This window comes from Bradyrhizobium sp. SZCCHNS1050 (genome assembly GCF_032484785.1).
Classification (GTDB): domain Bacteria; phylum Pseudomonadota; class Alphaproteobacteria; order Rhizobiales; family Xanthobacteraceae; genus Bradyrhizobium.
Window position 1 is genome coordinate 1 of the sequence record NZ_JAUETR010000001.1, and the last position, 21,846, is coordinate 21,846.

At 65.6% G+C, this 21,846-nt stretch carries 17 protein-coding genes; 9 read left to right on the forward strand and 8 right to left on the reverse strand.

What is annotated here, in order from left to right:
• The first annotated feature begins 858 nt into the window (after positions 1 to 858).
• Positions 859 to 2,058: an IS256 family transposase gene (locus tag QX094_RS00005; protein ID WP_315714240.1), complete on the forward strand. Its 1,200-nt coding sequence runs from the start codon at positions 859 to 861 to the stop codon at positions 2,056 to 2,058.
• Between the two features lie 681 nt (positions 2,059 to 2,739).
• Here the strand turns inward: QX094_RS00005 and QX094_RS00010 are convergent.
• The 3 genes from QX094_RS00010 to QX094_RS00020 form a co-directional block, all read right to left on the reverse strand.
• Positions 2,740 to 2,967: a hypothetical protein gene (locus tag QX094_RS00010; RefSeq protein WP_315718641.1), complete on the reverse strand. Its 228-nt coding sequence runs from the start codon at positions 2,965 to 2,967 to the stop codon at positions 2,740 to 2,742.
• A 330-nt stretch (positions 2,968 to 3,297) separates the two neighbouring features.
• The gene (locus QX094_RS00015; RefSeq protein ID WP_315718640.1) at positions 3,298 to 3,507 is read right to left on the reverse strand and encodes a PRC-barrel domain containing protein; all 210 of its coding nucleotides are present in this window, start codon (positions 3,505 to 3,507) and stop codon (positions 3,298 to 3,300) included.
• Between the two features lie 143 nt (positions 3,508 to 3,650).
• Positions 3,651 to 5,318: a tannase/feruloyl esterase family alpha/beta hydrolase gene (locus tag QX094_RS00020; RefSeq protein ID WP_316184464.1), complete on the reverse strand. Its 1,668-nt coding sequence runs from the start codon at positions 5,316 to 5,318 to the stop codon at positions 3,651 to 3,653.
• A gap of 186 nt (positions 5,319 to 5,504) precedes the next feature.
• Between QX094_RS00020 and QX094_RS00025 the strand changes: the two genes are divergently transcribed.
• The gene (locus tag QX094_RS00025) at positions 5,505 to 6,863 is read left to right on the forward strand and encodes an LLM class flavin-dependent oxidoreductase (RefSeq protein ID WP_315755046.1); all 1,359 of its coding nucleotides are present in this window, start codon (positions 5,505 to 5,507) and stop codon (positions 6,861 to 6,863) included.
• Between the two features lie 12 nt (positions 6,864 to 6,875).
• Here the strand turns inward: QX094_RS00025 and QX094_RS00030 are convergent, their stop codons facing one another.
• Together QX094_RS00030 and QX094_RS00035 are read right to left on the reverse strand one after the other, a co-directional pair.
• Positions 6,876 to 7,526, reverse strand: a complete 651-nt coding sequence (locus QX094_RS00030; protein ID WP_315755044.1) for an aspartate/glutamate racemase family protein — start codon at positions 7,524 to 7,526, stop codon at positions 6,876 to 6,878.
• A 115-nt stretch (positions 7,527 to 7,641) separates the two neighbouring features.
• Positions 7,642 to 8,304 carry an O-methyltransferase gene (locus tag QX094_RS00035; RefSeq protein ID WP_315755042.1) on the reverse strand — a complete coding sequence of 221 codons (663 nt, stop codon included), beginning with the start codon at positions 8,302 to 8,304 and terminating at the stop codon, positions 7,642 to 7,644.
• A 93-nt stretch (positions 8,305 to 8,397) separates the two neighbouring features.
• Here QX094_RS00035 and QX094_RS00040 point away from each other — a divergent pair, with 93 nt between their 5' ends.
• Together QX094_RS00040 and QX094_RS00045 are read left to right on the forward strand one after the other, a co-directional pair.
• On the forward strand, positions 8,398 to 9,048 hold the full coding sequence (locus QX094_RS00040) for a TetR family transcriptional regulator (RefSeq protein ID WP_315755040.1): 651 nt from the start codon (positions 8,398 to 8,400) through the stop codon (positions 9,046 to 9,048).
• A gap of 357 nt (positions 9,049 to 9,405) precedes the next feature.
• The gene (locus QX094_RS00045; RefSeq protein WP_315716201.1) at positions 9,406 to 10,845 is read left to right on the forward strand and encodes an IS1182 family transposase; all 1,440 of its coding nucleotides are present in this window, start codon (positions 9,406 to 9,408) and stop codon (positions 10,843 to 10,845) included.
• Between the two features lie 146 nt (positions 10,846 to 10,991).
• Here the strand turns inward: QX094_RS00045 and QX094_RS00050 are convergent, their stop codons facing one another.
• Positions 10,992 to 12,827, reverse strand: coding sequence for a hypothetical protein (locus QX094_RS00050; protein WP_316184466.1), 1,836 nt, complete (start codon positions 12,825 to 12,827; stop codon positions 10,992 to 10,994).
• Between the two features lie 1,161 nt (positions 12,828 to 13,988).
• Between QX094_RS00050 and QX094_RS00055 the strand changes: the two genes are divergently transcribed.
• From QX094_RS00055 to QX094_RS00075, 5 genes are all read left to right on the forward strand, one after another.
• Positions 13,989 to 14,609: a nitroreductase family protein gene (locus tag QX094_RS00055; protein WP_316166948.1), complete on the forward strand. Its 621-nt coding sequence runs from the start codon at positions 13,989 to 13,991 to the stop codon at positions 14,607 to 14,609.
• A gap of 92 nt (positions 14,610 to 14,701) precedes the next feature.
• Positions 14,702 to 15,997, forward strand: coding sequence for an O-acetylhomoserine aminocarboxypropyltransferase (locus QX094_RS00060; RefSeq protein WP_315718465.1), 1,296 nt, complete (start codon positions 14,702 to 14,704; stop codon positions 15,995 to 15,997).
• Between the two features lie 4 nt (positions 15,998 to 16,001).
• Positions 16,002 to 16,784, forward strand: coding sequence for an alpha/beta hydrolase (locus QX094_RS00065; RefSeq protein WP_316166952.1), 783 nt, complete (start codon positions 16,002 to 16,004; stop codon positions 16,782 to 16,784).
• A gap of 123 nt (positions 16,785 to 16,907) precedes the next feature.
• Positions 16,908 to 17,312 (forward strand): BA14K family protein, encoded by a 405-nt coding sequence (locus tag QX094_RS00070; RefSeq protein WP_316184468.1) that lies wholly within the window; start codon positions 16,908 to 16,910, stop codon positions 17,310 to 17,312.
• A 140-nt stretch (positions 17,313 to 17,452) separates the two neighbouring features.
• Entirely contained in the window at positions 17,453 to 17,965 is a 513-nt protein-coding gene (locus tag QX094_RS00075; RefSeq protein ID WP_316176121.1) for a hypothetical protein, read from the forward strand.
• 60 nt (positions 17,966 to 18,025) lie between these two features.
• Here the strand turns inward: QX094_RS00075 and cyoB are convergent, their stop codons facing one another.
• Both cyoB and QX094_RS00085 read right to left on the reverse strand, forming a co-directional pair.
• Positions 18,026 to 20,029: a cytochrome o ubiquinol oxidase subunit I gene (gene cyoB / locus QX094_RS00080; RefSeq protein WP_316184470.1), complete on the reverse strand. Its 2,004-nt coding sequence runs from the start codon at positions 20,027 to 20,029 to the stop codon at positions 18,026 to 18,028.
• Between the two features lie 15 nt (positions 20,030 to 20,044).
• Positions 20,045 to 21,814, reverse strand: a complete 1,770-nt coding sequence (locus QX094_RS00085; RefSeq protein ID WP_316184471.1) for an SDR family oxidoreductase — start codon at positions 21,812 to 21,814, stop codon at positions 20,045 to 20,047.
• Positions 21,815 to 21,846: the final 32 nt, after the last annotated feature.

Genomic DNA, 21,846 nt, shown 5'->3' on the forward strand with positions numbered 1-21,846 from the left:
AGCCAGGATCAAACTCTCAAGTTGAACTTGAAGCTTTGAACCGGCTGATCACAACGTTTGACGAGGTCCCACCAATCAGTACCCACGCTTCACAGCGCAAATACCATGGTGTTACCTTTGAAACATTGTCCGCCGAAGTCTTCTCGTCCGATCCCAGAACCAAAAGCCGAAGCCTTCAATCCCGAGACCCGCAAGGACTCCGCCGTCCACGTTTCTCTTTCTTCATCTTCACTTGTCAAACAGCCCGCACTTGTTAGTTCGCTTCGAACTAATTAGTGCATCAACTTCTTTGGTCTCTTTCACCGTGGAAGCCCCGATTGCCGGGGCGCTTCACATAGCTGATTTTGAGAGACCGTCAAGAGCCTTTCTGAAGAAAAACTCAGGAGCCAGTCGGAAGAAGAAACATCAAAGAAAACAACGTTGGTCCCGAAAGTCGGGGGCCTCAGTCATCAGTGATGTCCGGCTGGCGTGGTGGTGAGATAGTGCGATGCCGCATCCTGCGCAAGAACTTTTTGCGACGGCTGTGCAGAAATGTGGATAGCGCTGTCGCCGCCCACGCTCGGCCTCCTCACACGCCGTTTCTGTTCCATTTTGGAGCGGCGGGCGCGCGCAGCGTCAGGAATTGCTCGCCTTCGGTTGCACCAGCGCACGATGCGAGTGCGGCATGGGCATCAGGACGAGATCCTTCCGCCGGACAAGGTGGTCGTGTCCCCGGAGGTGGTGTAGCTCGGTGGAGCAAAGCCGCCCGGACGCGCGCTCCCAAATAGCGCCGTAGCGGGCGGGCGGCTTTGCGGTGGTCACCGGCAGTTCTCCGGTAGGATCGGGTTGCGACACGCCAACGCAACCGAGGAACCACCGATGACCGAAGACATGATGAACCTGCGCACGCTGGTAGAGAAGACCCCAGACGCCGATCTGCTGCGCGAGATGATCGGCTTTGCGGCCCAGCGCCTGATGGAGCTGGAGGTCGAGAGCCAGACCGGGGCTGCCTATGGCGAGAAGAGCCCCGAACGTCTGGCCCAGCGCAATGGCTACCGCGACCGGATCTGGGAGACCCGCGCCGGTGCGGTGGAGCTGCGCATCCCAAAGCTGCGCAAGGGCTCCTATTTCCCCGGCTTCCTGGAGCCGCGGCGCATGGCCGAGAAGGCGCTCACCGCCGTGGTTCAGGAGGCTTACGTTCAGGGCGTCTCGACCCGTTCGGTCGACGATCTGGTGCAGGCGATGGGCATGACCGGCATCTCCAAGAGCCAGGTCAGTCGGTTGTGCGGCGAGATCGACGACAAAGTGAAGGCCTTCCTCGGCCGTCCAATCGAGGGTGACTGGCCCTATCTTTGGATCGACGCCACCTATGTGAAGGTGCGCCAGCAGGGGCGCATCGTCTCCGTCGCGGTGATCGTTGCAGTCGGCGTCAACAGCGACGGCCGGCGCGAGGTTCTCGGCATGGACATCGGGCCGTCCGAGGCCGAGACGTTCTGGACCGCCTTCCTGCGCAAGCTGGCCCGCCGCGGCTTGCGCGGCGTCAAGCTGGTGGTGTCCGACGCCCACGAGGGCATCAAGGCCACCGTGACCAAGGTGCTCAACGCCAGCTGGCAACGCTGCCGCGTCCACTTCATGCGGAACGTGCTGGCTCATGCCGGCAAGAGCGGACGGCGCGTGGTCTCCGCCTTCATCGCCACGGCCTTTGCCCAGGACGATGCCGAGGCCGCTCGCACCCAATGGCGCAAGGTCGCCGATCAGCTCCGTCCCAAGCTGCCCAAGCTTGCCGGCTTCCTCGACGAGGCCGAGACCGACGTGCTTGCCTACATGACGTTCCCGCCGCAGCATCGGACCAAGTTGCACTCCACCAATCCGATCGAACGCCTCAACGGCGAGATCAAACGGCGCACCGAGGTGGTCGGCATCTTCCCCAATGAGGACGCTATCGTCCGCCTCATCGGAGCTGTCCTGCTCGAACAGAACGATGAATGGGCGGTCCAACGCGCCCGCTACATGACGCTGGAAACCATCGCGCCATTGAGCGATGATCCGAACGTCAGCCTCACGGCTATCGCCAGCTGACAGGCCCGGCTCCAGCCGGCGAACGCGGTGGGCCGCCAGCTACACCACGCTTGGGGACACGATCGACAAGGTTGGTCGACAGACGCTGTCGAGATTGCTGGTGCCGATTTCGAGGGTCGCGATCCCCTCCCCCGCCTGCGACGATCGCGGCGCGGCGCGGAACGCCAATGGTTCCGGACCGAACGGGCCGCTGAGCCCGGGATCGAAGTTCGCGGCGTCGCACACATTCGCGAATGCGAACTGGCATTGGTCTCGCCACCGCGAGCACGGAAGTGATGCGAGGGACGATCGGCGATATCCGCAAGCCTGGCGGTGACGCGGCCGGGAATGGCTCGGCTGTCCCGGCCGGATCGGTCAGCCCTGTTGCCGCAAGCTCCGGAAATACCACCAGCCCGACGAGGGCGCCCTCGCCACCAACCAAACATGCTTCAATCAGCGCGGGCTTGGAATTGGTTCATCGTGCTCGCGTCTCTGGACTGACTTGCCCAACGCACGGACGTTACGGTCGCTTGGGACGTCGATCCTGTCGAGCGCGTCGTTGCAGCGATGCCAGCATCAATTCGAGCCCGCATGCAGCAAGAGCAGCCGCGGCATTGTTGCTTGGTCGACATTGTTGCCTGGTGACCTGCCGCGTGGTGACCTCCGCGGCGCCGCGTCGTCCGAGTCCGGCGCGAGACGGCGTCAACGCGATCGCGGCGGCGTGCTGCGTGCGGGAGCCGTCAGGAAGCGATCGAGCTCGACGATCGCTTCGGCCTCGCGGGCGCGCCGCAGCTGCCTGGCCTGCTCGATGCCCGGGGGCAGACGTTTCGCCCTGTCTCGCGCTTCGCGCGCCATCTCCAGCAACCGCTCACCCAACGACATCGTCTGCTTGACACGCCGGCGCCGCTTCTTTTGACCTTCTACGTCCATGCGGGATTGCATCCAGTTTCATTGATGCGCATCGACGACTCTAGATCAGGAGCTGCCGCGCGCATCAACATAAGTGAATCGGCCGTGACCAACGTCGTCCGGGCGGCAGAGCAGCAGCGGCCGGCCGCGCCGGGAGCATCGAGGCTAGCCGCAGCGCCGCCGACGGCTCCTTCGCACGGCTGGGATGCGTGGACCGGGGGCGGTCTCTGCCCGCCCCGGTCCCATCGGCTGATGCGCGCGGTTGGGCAGAACGAGCATGCGCTTTCGCCGCAGCGTCCGGAGCCAGTCCAGCACGTCGTTGCGCGACCTGAGTGGACGAGGCAATGCCACTCAGGCCTGCGCGAACTTGATGGTCGACACCGGCCAGCGGCCGTCATGGCCACCGATGGTGATGCGCAGACCGTGGAGTTCGTCAAGATGGACGTACTCCACTGTTCCGGCCTTGCCGTCGCTCAGCGCCACAGCCTTGCCGACCAGCTCGGTCTGCGCCCGTTCGAATTCGCGCAGGATGCAGAAGGCTCGCGTCTTGACGGCAACCATGAGGAACTTCGAGACCTGAGGGGGGAACCGCCGGGCAGCACAGGCCGCTCGACGGTCGTTCAAGTCGGCACGCGGACGCCGCACGTCAACCCGTCCTCAAGCAATCGTGCGCGCCGCAAGGCAGCGAGCGCCGGGCTTGCCCATCAGCGGCACTCGAAATTCGCCGCATCCTCGAGGCTGCCGCTGCCCTTGTAGGTCAGCACCCTCGGGAACGCGCAGAGATCGCGTGTGCGCCCGGGCCATGGCACATCGGGCGCGCGACGCGCGGTGGCCCGGATCGCATCGGGCGCCGCGGCCGTGCCCTCCACCCATCGGTCCAACGCGGTCAGCAAGTCGAACTGATCGGTGGCGGGTCCGCCGCCGCAATGGTTCATGCCGGGAACCAGGAACAACCGTGCGAAGCCGTCGGCATCAGCGCCGTATTTGGTCTTGAGCTGATCGACATAGTCGACGGTGTCGAGCGCCGAGAAGATCGGATCGGCCGTGCCGTGATAGAATAGCATCTTGCCGCCCTTCGCCTTGAAGGCGTCGAGATCGGTCGAGGTCGCGGCCTCATATTCCATGCCGGCGTCGAAGCCGCCGGCGCCCTTCATCACCTTCCGCGTATCGCGGTCGAGATCGAAGTTGCGCACCCAGGCGACGAGATCCTCCGGCGTCTCCGGCGGGCTCATGAAATCATAGGCGACGCCGCCGGGAATGAGCGTGAGGTTGCGCGCATTGGGCGGACTCGCTTTGGGCGTACCGAGCTTCCAGGCGCGCCAGCCGGGCGCGGCGAGGCCGGGATCATACGGCCAGCGCGCATAGATCAATCCGCCCATGGAATTCCGGCTGCCGTCGAACATCAGCTTGACGGCTTTCAGCTTGGGGACAGGCAGGCACTGCGAACTCTGGCCCTCCTTGCAGGCGAGCACGGCCGGATCGAAGCGGCAGGCCATGACGTCCTGCACCATGCCATCCTTGGCGCCGTCGGCGCCATCGCACGACGCGGTCACGGCATCGGCCACCAGCTTCAGGTCCTCGTCGCTCAGCGCGCTGCCGACATCGGCCTTGCCGTCCGGGCCGGGCGGCGCGATCGCCAGCAGCGCCTGCTCCTGCGCGATCACATCGATGCCGGCCAGCGGCACGCGATAGGCCGGCGCGCCGGCGATGACGCCGTCGAACAGCTCCGGGAAGCGCTGCGTCACCGCCATCGCCTGGCGGCCGCCGTTGGAGCAGCCGGCGAAGTAGGAGCGGCGCGGCGCCTTGCCGTACAGCTTCTCGGCCGCGGCCCTGGCGGCAGCAGCCACCGGCGGAATCGAGCTGTAGCCCTTGTCGCGCCGCGCCTGCGGATCGAGGCCGAACAGATAGGGCCCGAGCGGTCCCGGCTCCTCGAGATGGCCTGCGTCGGTCGAGGCCACGGCATAGCCGTTCGAGAGTCCATTGGGCGGCGTGGCGCCGGTGAGCAGGCCGAGCGCCGGGCGCACCACACCGTCGACGCCGCCGCCGCCCTGGAAGACGACCTTGCCATTCCACGTCGCAGGCAATCGCAGCTCGTAGCCAACAGCATAGGGCTTGCCGTCGATGCCGGTACGCTCGTTGATCTTGCCCCGGATCAGGCAGTGATCCGGCGCAGGTGCGGTCGCGCCCGCAGGCGCGGGCGGCGCCAGTTGCACGCCGCCCGCAGCGACGAATTCCGCCGTGACGATGCGGCCGCTGCCGGAGAAGCCGTGCGCCAGCGTGGCGCAGCTCGCCTTGAAATCCTCCGCCTGCGCGGACGCCATGGCCGACGTCGTCAGCAAGACCGCGGTCAGCGCCGTCACACGGATCGTCATCACGGTCGTCCTCACACCTGCGGGCCAAAGCCCGTCACGCATCGTCGTTGCTTCGCGGCGCGCTCGATCGCTTCCGACCATAGCCAAGCCTGCGCCCGCCGCAAGCGGCCGTGCGCATGGGTGCGATTGAAAACGTCAGCCGAAGCGTGCCATCTGATGGGTGTCAAGGAAGCGTCGAGGGACATCATGGCTGCGGACATCAGGTTGAATGCGTTTGCGATGAACTGCGTCGGGCACCAGTCGCCCGGCCTGTGGCGGCATCCGCGCGACCGTTCCTCCGACTACAATCGCCTGCCCTATTGGCTCGACCTCGCCAAGACCTTGGAGCGCGGCCGCTTCGACGGACTGTTTCTCGCCGACGTGCTCGGCGTCTACGATGTCTATGGCGGCAACCCCGACGCGGCGCTCCGCCACGCCATCCAGGTGCCGGTGAACGATCCGATGATGCTGATCTCGGCGATGGCCGCCGCGACCTCCCATCTCGGCTTCGGCGTCACCTGCACCTTGTCCTATGAGCCGCCCTACCCGTTCGCGCGGCGGATGTCGACGCTCGATCATCTCACCGAGGGCCGTATCGGATGGAACATCGTCACCGGCTATCTCGACAGCGCCGCACGCGGCATGGGCAGGGAGCGCCAGACCGCGCATGACGATCGCTACGACGTCGCCGACGAGTACATGGAGGTCGTCTACAGACTGTGGGAAGGCAGCTGGGAGGACGACGCCGTCAAGCGCGACCGGACAAGCGGCGTGTTCACCGATCCCACGAAGGTTCACCGTGTCAGCCATCGCGGCGAGAACTACCAGCTCGACGCCATCCATCTCTGCGAGCCGTCGCCGCAGCGAACGCCGGTGCTGTATCAAGCCGGCACCTCGCCGCGCGGCCGCGTGTTCGCCGGCCGGCATGCCGAATGCGTGTTCATGTCCGGCCCGTCCGCCAAGATCATCGCGCCGCGCGTCGCCGCGATCCGCCAGGCCGCCGCCGACGCGGGTCGCGCGGGCAGCGACATCGTCATCTTCAGCATCGCCACCGTCGTGCTCGGCGAAACCGATGCGGCGGCCGAGGCGAAGTTCGCCGACTATCGCCGCTACATCGACCACGAGGCGTCGCTGACCTTGATGTCGGGCTGGACCGGCGTCGACTTCTCGACCTACGACCTCGACCAGCAGGTCCGCCACGTGCTCAACGATGCCGGCCGCAGTGCGATGGACAACGTCACGCGGGCCGATCCGGACCGGGTGTGGACCGTGCGCGAGGTTGCCGAGCATGTCGGCATCGGCGGTATCGGCCCGGTGTTCGTCGGCTCACCGGCGAAGGTCGCCGATCTCATCGAGAGCTGGATCGAGCAGACCGGCGTCGACGGCCTCAACCTCGCCTTTGCGCTGTCGCCGGAGAGTTTTGCCGATGTCGCCGACATGCTGGTGCCGGAGCTGACCCGGCGCGGCCGCTACAAGAAGGCGTATCAGCCAGGGACGTTGCGCGAGAAGCTGTTCGGCCGTGCCCGGCTCGCGGCGCCGCATCCGGCGGCGAGCTACCGGCCGTAATGCCGCTGGCACTCAGCCCGACAGACGCGACAGCAACACGGCCACCGCCGCCGCGATCGGCTTGATGATCGGCACCGCGAATTGCCGCTGCAACTGATCGGCGGCCTGCGCCAGCGGCCCGCCGCCGATGATCACGGCCTCGGCGCCGTCCTCGGCAATACAGGCGCGCGTGGCTTCAGCCAGGGCGGCAGCAAGCCGCGCCGGATCGACGGCGAGCGCGGCCGGGTCGCCTTGCGTCAGACGCGTCCCGGTGAACTGCGCCGACAGGTTCAGCCTGTCTGCAAGGCCCGCGATGCTCGCGACCAGCGCAGGCGTCACCGTGGCAACGCCGAAGCGCCGCCCGCCCTCTGCGGCCTCGCGCATCGACGCCTCGCCGATGCCCGCCACCGGCAGCGAGCACTGGCTGCCAAGCTCCGCGGCGCCGGGATCGCCGAACGCCGCGACGATGATGCCGTCGCAAGCATCGCGATGCGCGCGGCCGATATCGACCACTTCCGCCGCCGATGCGGCCAGCGCCTCGGCATCCACGATCATGGCCGGCGCCCGCGTCGCGGTCGCGCCGACCACCTCGGCCCGGCCGGCGCAGCAGGCCGCCGCAATCGACACCATCATCGCGGTGGTCGTGGCCGAGCTGTTGGGATTGATCAGGAGGATGCGGGGCATGAGGACGGTTGCTCAGATGACGAAGCTCTCCTCGTGAACAATCGTCGGCCAAACGTCAACTCCAGGCCCATTCGCCGATGAGGGTGGCGGGCATCCGCCGTTCGTCGCCGGCCGATCACCCGATCCGCATCGACAATTCGACTTCGTCGCCGAACGGCACCGACAGATAGCCGTTATCAGGCGAACGGACGTAGGCGAGGTAGTCGGGGCTGTGGTCGGCATTGTCAGCGACGATGAACGCGCCGGCGCTGAGCCGGCTCTCGAGCAGCGCCAGGATATCGCCATACAGCGGCTTGGCGCCGTCGAGCAAAACCAGGTCGATCGCGTCCGGGAGATCACCGCTCAAGGTCTGCAGGGCGTCGCCCTGGCGGATCTCGACCAGATCGGCCAGGCCGCCCTCCGCGAGGTTGGCATGGGCACGGGCGACCTTGGACGGCTCGAACTCCGTGGTGATCAGCCGGCCGCCGCCATTGTCGCGCAGCGCCGCGGCGAGGAACAGCGTCGAGATGCCGAACGAGGTGCCGAATTCGACGATCGATCGCGCACCGACGCCGCGCGCCAGCATGTAGAGCAGCATGCCGGTGTCGCGCGACACGGGCAACGGAAAGTCCTTGAGCTGCGTGTAGAGCTCGACATGACCGGACCTGCTGCGCATCAGTTGCGCGCCCCGTTCGGCCATGCCGGCGAAGATCGGGCTCGTCTCCGGCCGCAGCAACGTGGCCTCGGCAAGCAGGCGATCCAGCAGCGGCGCCACCGGCTGAGTGGTCAGGGTGATCATTGATATTCTCCGTGTTCTCGATGCGTGTCGTTTGCGTCGAAGTCAGAATACGAATAATCATTCGCATTCGCTAATCGCATTTCGGAACGCTCCATGGCCCCGGCTCGAAAAGCCCCGATTTCCCCGCGAAAACTGCCGCAACAGGCACGCTCGGCCGACCTCGTCGCGGCCATTCTGCAGGCGGCTGTTCAGGTTTTGACCAAGGAAGGCGCGCAACGTTTCACCACGGCCCGTGTCGCCGAGAAGGCCGGCGTCAGCGTCGGCTCGCTCTATCAGTACTTCCCGAACAAGGCGGCGATCCTGTTCAGGCTGCAGAGCGACGAGTGGCAGCAGACGACGAAACTGCTGCACGGCATTCTGGAGGACACGCGCCGTCCGCCTCTGACGCGATTGCGCGCGCTCGTTCACGCGTTCCTGCAATCGGAGTGCGACGAGGCCGCCGTACGCGGCGCGCTCGACGACGCCGCCCCGCTCTATCGCGACGCGCCCGAGGCACGCCAGGCCAGGGCCAGTGGCCGCCGCGCCATGCTCGCCTTCATGCGCGAGGTGCTGCCTCGTGCCGGAGAGACCGAGCGCGCGCGTGCCGCCGACCTGATCAAGACGACGCTCGGTCAGGTCGGCAAGCACTTCTCGGAGACACCGCGAAGCCGGGCCGAGATATCGGCCTATGCCGATGCGATGGCCGACATGTTCTGTGCGTACCTCTCCACCGCGAACAAGCCCCACAGACGTAAGGCCGGGTAGTCCTAGAGCCGGCGCCTCTCCGGTCAAGCGGCCTCTCGGGGCACTCCCGCCATGCGCGGGCTTGTCCCGCGCATCCACGCCTCTCCCACGCAAACTGGGAACCTCTGCACGGCCACGGGCTGCCGCGACACTACGTTGACTTGATGCCGTCGTATCCCAGATCGCCGCCGACTTGATGCAGCGCCGCAGGTCGGGTGCCCGCAGCCAACAACGGACCTCTCATCAGACTCCGGGAGTGCCCGTTAAGGGCGATGTCCGGACACGACAGAGGCGCCCGACCGTGTCGCGAATGACCCTGGCTGTGTGAAAACGCTGCGCGGCTGTTATGATTCTCCAGTGATTCTTTTGGGGGAATCGATGAGGCGCTTCGTTGAAGAGGCGGATCGTGGGCAATGGACGCTGTTGCCTGAATGCCTCGATGATTTCATTGACGAGAGCAACCCCGTTCGCGTGATCGACGCATTTGTCGAAGCGCTCGATTTGTCTGAGATGGGTTTTGAAGGGGTGGAGCCGGCAGCCACCGGTCGGCCGTCGTACCACCCCTCGGTTCTCCTGAAGCTTTACATCTACGGCTATCTGAACCGGGTGCAGTCGAGCCGGCGGCTCGAACGGGAGGCCGGCCGCAATCTCGAGGTGATGTGGCTGCTGGGTCGGCTCGCGCCCGATCACAAGACCATCGCCGACTTCCGTAAAGACAACGGCCTGGCGCTTCGCATGGTCTGTGCGCGCTTTGTCGAACTCTGCCGTGGGATGGGCCTTCTGGCGACGGCGAGCGTCGCCATCGATGGCAGCAAGTTCAAAGCCGTGAACAACCGAGACAAGAACTTCACACGGGCAAAGGTCCAACGGCGGCGTGCTCAGCTGGAGGAGAGCGTCGCGCGTTATCTGAGCCAACTTGACACGGCCGACCGCCAGGAGCCGACAGAGGCGCTGGCTGCGAAGGTGACGAGACTTGCCGAGAAGCTCACGAAGCTGAAGGAGGAAATGGGCAAGCTTGCCGCGTATGAGAAGCAGATGCTTGCGTCGTCCGATCAGCAAATCTCTCTGACCGATCCCGACAGCCGCTCGATGGCAACGAGCGGCCGCGGCTCCGGCGTTGTCGGCTACAATGTACAGGTCGCCGTGGACACCGAGCACCATCTGATTGTGACGCACGAGGTCACGAACAGCGGTTCAGATCGCGCCCAACTTGCTAACATGGCCAAACAGGCAAAGGCCGTTCTCAAGAGCGAGACGCTCGACGCTGTAGCCGATCGCGGCTACTTCAATAGCCCAGAGATCCTCGCGTGCCACGAGGCCGGAATCACGGTGACGCTGCCCAAGCCGCAGACGTCAAATGCTAAGTCGGAGGGACGCTTCGGTAAGCAGGACTTTGTCTATTTGCCAGAACAGGATGCCTATCGCTGCCCAGCTGGAGAGCGATTACCGTATCGCTATACAAACGAAGAAGACGGCAAGGTGTTGCGGCGCTACTGGACCACAGCCTGTCAAACCTGTTCGCTCAAATCCCAGTGCACGCCGGGGCCGGAGCGGCGGATTACACGGTGGGAGCACGAGCATCTGCTTGAGGCAGTGCAGCAGCGCCTTGACGCAAACCCGGAAGCGATGCGCCAGCGGCGCGAGACGGTCGAACATCCGTTCGGCACGATGAAGGCCCGTATGGGAGCGACGCACTTCCTCACTAAATCGCTCCCAAAAGTAGCCGCCGAGATGGCCCTATCGGTTCTGGCCTACAACCTCACACGGGTCATGAACATCGTCGGGGTCAAGCCGTTGATCGCGGCAATCACAGCCTGAGAAACGCCCGCGTCCTCGTGGTCAGGACGGACGTCCGCAAGGCCGTTTTTACACGACCAAGACCCTAACCGGAAAGTCGCGTAACACAAAAGATAATGGGGTGATCTCGTGCAACGTGTTCATATAGCGATCGCGGGCCTGCGAGCTCAGTCCGATAATCGGCCCGCAATCTTTACGAGGGCCTCGGCTGTCGTGTTCTTGTAAGGCTGCGCGTACGCGATCTGCATGGCCTCGGCGAAGCTCGCCATAGCATCGGCCGTGAGGCCCGCCTTCGCCTGCGCACCGCCGATTGACGCTAGGGCTTCGACCTGATCGCGCCCCCAGGTGACGTGTTGCGTCACCTGCTTCGCCTGGTCGATCCTGCCGGCTTCAGCCCGGGCCTTGGCAATCGACGCGAGCAGCTCGGAGCGACGATAGAGATTGTCCTCGGCCCCGGCGGCATCGATTGCTTCGGCGATCCGTCCAGCCTCGGCGAGCCCCTCGGCGACGACGCCTTGCCCTTGGGGAATGATATCAGGACCCAGCCTGAGCGCCGACGCGTTTTGAAAGGCGTCCACCGTGCTGCCGGCTCTTGCTTGCGCCTTGGCGATCGCGCGCAGTGCATAGCGACGGTCATAGTCGACGTTGACGAGCTTGCCATCGCTCATGACCTTTGCGACATATCCCGACGTAGCCATGGTACCGCCGATCAGTCGGGTGACATGGAGGGCTTCATCGATCAGATCAGCATCCGCTTGTGAGACGGCGATTTTCGACAAAAGCCCGTCGTTCGGTTGGAACGACAACGCAGCTTGGACGGCCCGGTCGAAGGACGCGATCGATTGTGTGGCCATGCCGGCCTTCGCTTGCGCCTTGGCAATGGCGTGCCAAGCGAAGGCGCGTGGTTTGTCCTGATCGATTGGCTCCGCGAGCGCGATTGCTTCGTCCAGGCGGCCGTTGTTCGCCAACGTCGTTGCGATAAGGCAGAGCACGGTGGCGCGCTGCTCTCCATCCGTGAAGGCGGCGACGAAATCTCGGACATTATCAGGGACCTTGGCCTTCACAGGCGAACTGGGCGTCGTCGCCTCATCGGCGATGAGATCGGGCGTCAGCCGAGGCTCGAGAATGTGCCCGAGCACGATGCCGCGCTCCCATCGGTCATCGATCGAGCGCGCAACTTCCAAGGCCGAACCGACCGCACCGGCCCGCGCTAGCGCGACGCCAATGGCTGCAAACGTCTGGGCGCGCTCCATCGAGCGCGGGACCAGTCTCGCAACCCGCATGGCGTCGGCGACTTTTCCCGCGCGGGCCTGCGCTTGCGCGATGATGGCGAGCGCCGGGATGAATTCCGAGGGGTGATGAACGCCCGTCGTCGCTATGGGCGGCGGATACCGCTGTTCGACCGCTAGCACTGTTTGAAGCGCGGCCACGATCTTGTCGTCCTCTCCCCGCGCCACTGCGCTGGCGCGCAGCTCCCAGGTCACCCGGCGTATGATGAGGGCACGATCCGGCAAGTCCTCGATCGCCTGCACCCGTCGAAGCGCATCGTCAAGCCGGCCGGCGTTCCCCTCTGCAATCGCGATCGCCCCGAACGCCGCGGCCTGTACGTGGCGGTTCTCGATCGATTTGGCGGTCTTCAGCGCGTCGGCGAGCTTGCCGGCCTGCGCCTGAACCTGCGTGATGATCTCGAATGCGTCGTCGCGACGATAGCTATCCTTCGCGATTGACTTTGCGGCCTGCACGGCCAGATCGATCGTCCTGGCGGCCCCAGTGAACAGGCCGGCCTTCAACTGTGCCTTGGCAATCTCGCCGAGCTTGTGCGCAGACAAATGCGGGTCGTCGATGGTGCGGGCGACCTCTGCGGCCTCACGTAGGACGCAGGCCCGTCTCGGGGCTATGAGGCATTCATCCCAACTGGCGTCGGACGCGTTCGCGACCGATTGAGCGGCTGCACCGTATGCCAAAGCGAGGATGAACGGGCGGATGATGATCGTCCAGATCATGACTTTCCTGACTCCTGCCGCACCTTTCCACCATCGTGCTGTGGCCAGGAAATGGCAATGACTGGATGAGTTCCTGATGCCTGGTCAGTCGGTGTGTTCGACTTCTCGTTCGGGCTGAATGCGGACGCCGCCGGCTCGATCGCAGAGGTCTGCCTTAGTCACGGGCTGTCCTCCCGAACGTGCCCACTCCGCGGCTCCTGCCCCCCATGGCTGCCGGCTCGGCGCACCGCGCAAGTCTGCGGGCTCCGGCCAAATCCGCTCGTGAGCTCCCGCGCTTCATTTCGGCCGGCAGTTCGATAGGACATGCCCGCCCAGACCTCTGCGGAGGGTCGCGAAGACTTCATGGCCGGGCCGAGGCCCTGCCATGACGTCGCGGCAGAGGGACACAAACTGATTGTGATATGCCGAAGCCCCAGGGCTTGCGTGACGAGCCGATGGCTTCTCCTCGCGCGTGCGCGACGAAACGGAATTCGCCCGCGTTCTCAAGCTGATTTGCCCTGTCCAGTCCCGTAGCCGAAAATATTTCTGTTTCTTTTTTTCAGAACTCGTGATTGAATAGCGCCATCCCGCCCGATCGAGAGGGGCGCTTCGCGAACGTCACGAAACGTTGGTGCGGGATGCGATGGCCGGTTCTCGTCGCAGCGTGCGTCACGCGCGCGGACGAACGATGGGAGCCGGACGGCGAAATCGCGTGGTCCTGATACTCCGATGCTAGTATCAAGTCTGCGACGAGGCTCGGCTTCGCGCAGGCGACGGTGGCCAGAAAGCTCGGCGCGCCGGGGAGAACGCGTATAAGCCGTAAGCCCGTTGCGCAGGGAAGGCCGGATGTCCGGCTGATCCTGTGGTAACCGCCGCGTGCTTCCTTTTTGCACGCGGGCCATGGGTGTCAGTCGACGCCCGGCCTTCCCTGTGCCCTCTCTCGATGGAGAGACGAACGGCAGACATCTCTCGGACGCCTTGCGCGTCGCGAGGATGCGGGCGGCTGTCTCGTCGGATCTCGCGCAACACGGAACCAAAACCTCTTGCGACGCAGGCACATGAGAGACGTTCCTCTCCGATCTGGACTCCCAAAGCACCGTGAGCCACACAGAGGTCGCGATTGTGCTGCGCAGCGAGGCGCGGCACGAGGCCCGACGACGGGCCTGAACGAAGGAGACCCCCGTGACTGCCCATCTTCCTCCCCCGACCGGCCGCATCACCGAGCATCCGGCGCATCGCATCTTCGTCGATCGCTGGTCGCCGCGCGGCTTCAGCGACGAGGCGCTTCCCGAGACGGAGCTCCTGACCTTCATCGAGGCGGCACGCTGGGCGCCCTCCTCCTACAATTCGCAGCCCTGGCGCTTCCTCTACGCGCTGCGCGGCTCGGCCGAGTTCGACACCTTCCTGGCGCCGCTGGTCGAGTTCAACCGCGGCTGGGCGCAGCATGCCGCGGCGATCGTCTACGTGCTGTCGAAGAAGACCTTCATCCCGGCGGGCAAGACCGAGCCGGCACCGACGCGCACGCATTCCTTCGATGCCGGCGCGGCCTGGGCCAATTTCGCCAACCAGGCCGCGTTGTCCGGCTGGATCACCCATGGCATGAGCGGCTTCGACGTCGCCGCCGCGCAGACGGCCCTCGGGGTGCCCGCCGGTTTCGCCGTGGAGATCGCGATCGCGGTCGGCCGCAAGGGCGATGGCGAAAAGCTGCCGGCCATGCTCAAGGAGCGCGAGAAGCCGAGCGCACGCCTGTCCATCGCCGAGATCGCCTCGGCCGGCCTGTTCCCGCAGCGCTTCGGCGGCTGATCGATGTCGCAGGGGCGGCGCACCGCGCCGCTCCTGACGGACCGCGAAATCTGTGGCAGAAGATGCGATCTGCTTGAGGAGAGTTGATCCGCATGCCGCCGCCGAAACCGCCCGCCTTCGAGACCCTGAGCCTGCACGCGGGCCAGCACCCGGATCCCGCGACCGGCGCCCGCGCGGTGCCGATCTATCAGACCACGTCCTATGTGTTCGACGACACCGAGCACGCCGCGGCGCTGTTCAATCTCGAACGCGCCGGCCACATCTATACCCGCATCTCCAACCCGACCACGGCCGTGCTCGAAGAGCGGCTCGCCGCGCTCGAAGGCGGCGTCGGCGCGGTCTGCACCGCGAGCGGCCAGGCGGCGCTGCATCTGGCCATCGCCACGCTTCTGAATGCGGGCGATCACATCGTGGCCTCCTCCTCGCTCTATGGCGGCACCATCAACCTGCTCGCGCACACGCTGCCGCGCTTCGGCATCACCACGAGCTTCGTCAAGCCCAGGGATCACGACGGTTTCCGCGCTGCGATCAAGCCGAACACGCGGCTCCTGATCGGCGAGACCCTCGGCAACCCCGGCCTCGAGGTGCTGGACATCCCCAAGGTCTCGGCGATCGCGCACGCGGCCGGCGTGCCGCTCCTGATCGACAACACCTTCGCCACGCCCTATCTGAGCCAGCCGATTTCCCAAGGCGCCGACATCGTGATGCACTCCGCGACCAAGTGGCTCGGCGGCCATGGCATCGCGATCGGCGGCGCGATCATCGATGGCGGCCGGTTCGACTGGCGCGCCTCGGCCAAGTTCCCGCAGCTCACCGAACCCTATGCCGGCTATCATGGCATCGTCTTCGACGAGCAGTTCGGCGCGGCCGCCTTCATCATGCGCGCGCGGACCGAAGGCCTGCGCGATTTCGGCGCCTGCCTGTCGCCGACCAACGCGTTCCATCTGCTGCAGGGCGTAGAGACGCTGCATCTGCGCATGGAGCGGCACGTCACCAACACCCGCGCGGTGCTGGAGGCGCTGACCGCCAACAAGGCCGTCGACTGGGTGCTGCATCCTTCGCTCGAGACCCATCCGGACCATGCGCTCGCCAAGGAGCTGTTGCCGCGCGGCGCCGGCTCGATCATCTCGTTCGGTATCAAGGGCGGACGTCCCGCGGGACGCAAGTTCATCGAGAGCCTGAAGCTGATCAGCCATCTCGCCAATGTCGGCGACGCCAAGACGCTGGTGATCCACCCCGCCTCGACCACGCATCAGCAGATGGACGCAGCCCAGCTCGCCGCGGCCGGAATCGGCGAGGAGCTGATCCGGCTCTCGGTCGGCATCGAGGCGGCCGGCGACATCATCGACGATCTCGGACAGGCGCTGCGCGCCTCGCAGAAGGTGTGAGCCCATGCAACTGTCGATCGGAGATCACGAGGTCTTCGCTGCCACGGGCGGCCGCGAGTTCGATTCGTCCCTGCCCGCCGTCGTCTTCATCCATGGCGCCGGCTTCGATCATTCGGTCTGGGCGCTGCACAGCCGCTGGTTCGCCCATCACGGCTTTGCCGTGCTGGCGCCCGATCTGCCGGGCCATGGCCGCTCGACGGGGCCGGCGCTGCCGACCATCACCGCCATGGCCGATTGGATCGTCGCGCTGTTGCAGGCGGTGAACGCGAAGCCCGCTCACCTGATCGGGCATTCGATGGGATCGCTGATCGCGCTGGATGCCGCGGCGCGCCATCCCGATCGCGTGTCGGCGCTCAGCCTGATCGGCACCGCGGCAGCGATGACGGTCGGACCTGACCTCCTGAAGGCCGCCGAAGCCAACGATCACGCCGCCATCGACATGGTCTCGATCTGGGGCCTCGGTTTTGCCGCCGAGCTCGGCGGCAGCCGCGCGCCCGGGCTGTGGATGCATGGCGGCGCGCAGGCGACCCTGGAGCGCTGCGCGCCGGGCGTGCTGTTCAACGATCTCTCCGCCTGCAACGACTATCAGGATGCGCTGGCAGCGGCGGCCAGGATCAAGGTTCCGACGCGGCTGATCCTCGGCGAGAAGGACATGATGACGCCGCTGAAGGCCGGCAAGGCGCTGGCGGCTGCAATCGCGCAATCGCGCACCATCGTGCTGCCCGGCGCGGGGCATACGATGATGACGGAATGTCCGGATGCGCTGCTCGACGCGCTGATCGAGTAGCTTGCGGTCACGGTTCGCTCTTTGCTGCGACCTCGCGCCGCCGACATGCTCCTTTGCAGCGCGGAACGGAGGGCGACGGCGAGCCGTTGCCCTCCGGCACAACGAACAGAAAGGAGCACGCAGATGGATCTGCGCAAACTTTTGACGGTCGCCACCATCGGAACGATGTCGCTCGCGGCCGCATCGCCGCTCGCCGCAGCGCCGTTGCTGTCGAACCACCCGGCGCCGACCCCAGCCGCGCAGAACGCGACCGAGCTGCAGCAGGTGCAATATCGCCACTGGCGCGGCGGTTACGGTCATCGCCACGGCTATTACGGCCATCGCTATGGCGGGCATCGCCACGGCTACGGTGCGGGTGCCGCCGCCCTGGGCGGTCTCGCGGCCGGCGCGATCATCGGGGGCGCCATCGCCAACAGCCGCGCCGAGGCCGCCAACGCCCAGGCCTATTGCGCCCAGCGCTTCCGGTCCTACGACCCGGGCTCCGGCACCTATCTCGGCAATGACGGCCTGCGCCATTCCTGCCCGTAGCGACATCAAGGCCGATGCCGGTCTCCGGCATCGACCGCCGCCTGGACCCATGGCGCGTGACAAAACGTCCGCTGCGACAAATGCAACGAAGTTCGTCTCATCCGGTTGAGTATGAGCCTGAATCAACGGGAGACATCGGGATGGTCACCTTCAAAGCCGCCGCGACGCTCGCCATCGCCGGCGCACTTTCTGTATCCACGCTGCACTCGGTATCGGCTGCGCCGCTGACGTCGCTGTCAGCAGCCGCCAAACCGGGCGCCGAAAGCTCGAATGCCGTGCAGGTCCGCTACGGCGGCTGGCATGGCGGCTGGGGCGGCGGTGCCGCAATCGGCGCGGGGCTGTTGGCGGGTGCCCTGATCGGATCGGCGATCGCCGCCCCCTCCTACTATGGCGGCTACGCGCCCTATCCCTACTACGGCGGGTATCGCTACGCCGCCTATCCCTACGGCTATGGCGGCTACTACCCGGCCTACCGCCCCTATTACGGCGGCTACGGCTACGGCTACAGCTACGTGCCGCGCCCGATCTATCGCAGCTACGGCTATTCCTATGGCCCGCGGCCGTGGCGCCACAGCTACGGCTATTACCGCGGTCCGGGTTGGGGCCATCACCGCCACGGCCATGGCGTGATCCGCGCCCATCATCGCTGGTGATGTGAATTCGCCGGTGCGTGCGGCTGGCCCGACGCACCGGCAGCTTCCCTTCGATGGGTCTCAGGCCCCGGCAGCCGCCGACGACGACAATCCCTGCCGCGCTTCGATGATGCCCCGATCGATCCGGGCGACCTCCGCCGCAGGGATGACGTACTCGTCGTGATCGCGCCAGGCAAACACGACGAATGTCGCCAACGCGCCCATTGCGCCGAGCGCCACCATCCACCAGATGTGCCAGATCAGCGCGAAGCCCATGACCGTGGCGAAGAAGGCGCAGACGAATCCCGTGGGGGAGTTTTTTGGCAGCTCGATGTCCTGGTAATCCTTTTCCCGCGTATGGAGCTGCTGGTCTTTTGCATTTTCCTTGATCCGCCAATACGCATCCTGCCCCGTCACATTCGGCAGCACCGCAAAATTGAACACCGGCGGCGGTGAGGACGTGGCCCATTCGAGCGAGCGGCCGTCCCAGGGGTCGCCGGTCGTATCGCGCAGGAGCTCGCGATCGCGGATGCTGAAGACCAGTTGGAGAATCTGAAGAATGACGCCGATCGCGAGCAGCGCCGTGCCGAACGTTGCAGCTGCAAGCCAGGGACGCCATTCCGCGACATCGTAGTGCTGCATCCGTCGGGTCATGCCGAGCAGGCCGACGACATAGAGCGGCATGAAGGTCACGTAGAAGCCAATGAGGGTGAACCAGAACGCCGCCTTGCCCCAGCTCTCATACAGCCGAAAGCCGAACGCCTTTGGAAACCAGTAAGTGACACCCGCGAACACCCCGAACAGCACGCCGCCGATGATGACGTTGTGGAAATGGGCGACCAGGAACAGGCTGTTGTGCAGCAGGAAATCCGCCGGCGGCACCGCGACAAGCACGCCGGTCAGCCCGCCGATCATGAAGGTGATCATGAAGCCGACCGACCACAGCATGGGCGTCGTGAAGCGCACCCGCCCGCCATACATCGTGAACAGCCAATTATAGATCTTCACGCCCGTAGGCACCGCGATGATCATGCTCGCAATGCCGAAGATCGCGTTCACGTTGGGGCCCGCCCCCATCGTGAAGAAATGATGCAGCCAGACCATGAAGGAGATGACGCAGATCGCCATGGTCGCCAACACCATCGAGCGATAGCCGAACAGCGACTTGCTCGAGAACGTCGCGACCACCTCGGAGTAGATCCCGAACGCCGGCAGAACCAGGATGTAGACCTCGGGATGTCCCCAGGCCCAGATCAGGTTCATGAACATCATCATGTTGCCGCCGGCCTCGTTGGTGAAAAAGTGGAAGCCGAAATAGCGGTCGAGCATCAGCATCGTCAGCGTCGCCGTGAGGATCGGAAACGCCGCGACGATCAGCAGGTTCGTTGCCAGCGTGGTCCAGCAGAACATCGGCATGCGCAGATAGCTCATGCCCCGGGTGCGCAGCTTGAGGACGGTGGTGACCAGGTTGATGCCGCTGACCAGGGTCCCGACGCCGGAGATCTCCAGCGCCCAGATGTAATAGTCCACGCCGACTCCCGGCGAGTAGGTCAACTCCGACAAGGGCGGGAACGGCAGCCAGCCGGTGCGCGCGAACTCGCCGACCACGAGGGACACGTTGACCAGCAGCGCGCCGGTGGCCGTGAGCCAGAAGCCGACGGAGTTCAGCGTGGGAAAGGCGACATCCCGTACCCCGAGCTGCAGCGGCACGACCAGATTCATCAGCCCGATCACGAACGGCATCGCCACGAAGAAGATCATGATAGTGCCGTGGGCGGAGAAGATCTGGTTGTAGTGCTCCGGCGGAAGATAGCCGTTGGAATGAAACGCCACCGCCTGCTGCGTTCGCATCATGATCGCATCGGTGCCGCCACGCAGCAGCATCATGAAGGCGAGCAGCATGTACATCACGCCGATCCGCTTGTGATCGACGCTGGTGATCCATTCACGCCAGAGATAAGGGAAGTACCCCTTCGCCAAGACCCATCCGAGGACACCGAGGATCGCCACCAGCACGAGGCCTGCGGCCACGAGCGGGATGGGCTGGCCAAAGGGGATCGCCGACCAATCGAGCTTGCCGAGCATGGACGCCCCCGGGGATCAGCGAGTAATATGTCGGCGCGATGGCCGCGAAGGCCGGCGGGCGCGCGCAAGAGCAACCAACGCGATGCCTCCGAGCCCAAGTGCCAATCCAATTCTGCTGAGCTGCCCGGCCGGCGGCAGCTTCTTGCGCACGAGCCAGCCGCCGCTCACCGCGGTGCCAGCGGCGATCGGCGCCAACACGGCACCTGTGCTGCGTGGTGCGCCCTTCGCGCGCGACAACAGGAAACGGAACGCCGTGCTCAGGAGTCGCTCGGTCGGCCAGCGCGCCAGGGCATAGGAGATCTGCCCGAGCCGCGCCGGCCAGCCGACGGCGACTTCGTCGTGAGGAGCGCGGATCAACTGCAAGAACGTCTCGGCGACGTCCTCGGGCCGATACAGCAGCGGTCCTGGACCGAGATGGCGGCCGGACATGTTGGCGCCATGCACGAAGCCGGGCGTGTCGACCATCGCGGGGAATACGCTGCAGACGTGGATATCCTTGTGACCGGCGAGTTCCTGACGCAAGCTCGCCGAGAAGCCGCGGAGGCCGAACTTGCTGGCGGTGTAGGCGGCGGCGAACGGAGTCGGAGCCCATCCGCCGAGCGAGATGTTGTTGATCAAGGTTCCGCGCTGCTGCCGCAGGAAGACCGGCAGAACCGCATAGGCACCGTTCATCGTCCCCAGCAGATTGACCTCGATGGTCTTACGGTGGAGCGCGATGTCGGCGTCCTGATAGGCGCCGAACACCCCGGTTCCGGCGTTGTTGATCCAGACATCGATGCCACCGAACGTCTGCACGGCCTGATCGGCCAAGTGCATGACCGCGGCTGCATCGGTCACATCGGTGCCGACGGCGATGGCGCGCCCGCCAAGGGTTTCGCATTCGGCCGCGACGTCTTTCAGAACGTCCACGCGCCGCGCGGCCAGCACGATGCTGGCCCCTTCCCGCGCCAAGGCGAGTGCCGTCGCCCGGCCGATGCCGCTCGAGGCGCCCGTCACCACGACGCGCGTTCCCTTCAGATCACGCATCAGCCGGCGCGCCTCGGGGGAGGCATCCAGCAGCCAGCCGAGCGCGCGGCGCAGCTGGTGCGCGCCGCCGGTGTCGAACCATCGGCCATGGGAAAAGACGACACGTTCGGGCGCCAGCGCAATCAACCGCGCCGCCGCGAGCCGGACGGCACGGCCGCCGAGCCGCAGCAGCATCCGCAGATGGGTCGGTGCCTTGCCATCAGGCGCGGTGATCCCGAGCAGATTCGCCGCGGTCCGCGCCACGATGCCCAGACCTTCCGGTGCCAGGTTCTGCACGAGGTCTGTCAGGACGAGTGTGCGGCTCGGCCTGTGAAACAGCTCCACTTCGGTGAACATCGGTGCGGCAACGAGCACCAACTGGATATCTGCGGACCATTCGTCCGGCGTGACATCGGTCAGCTCACGATCGATACGCAGGCCGCTTCGGCGAACCTGCTGGCGCTCTGCCAAGCCCGGCGCAGCGAAGACCTGCGCATTCGGCAGGGCCGCCTGCCAGTCCGGCAGGAACATCCAGTGCGCGACGTTGGGCGCGAGCAGATATTTGATGGGTCCCAGCTGCTCCAGCTCCTCCCGCAGCGCATGAGTGAAGCGCGTGGTCGAGTGCAGCAGCAGATCACCGCTCGACAGGCGGATCACCGTCATGCGCACGGAGAGCGGCAGTCCGGCGGCCCGAATCCGGCCGCCGTCGACGATCCACACATTGTCCGCCACGGGCCGCAAGCCATGGCCGTAGCTTCGAGGCTGAGTTATCTGGTCCATGAGAGTTCCGCCGACGAGATGCCCGTCAACAA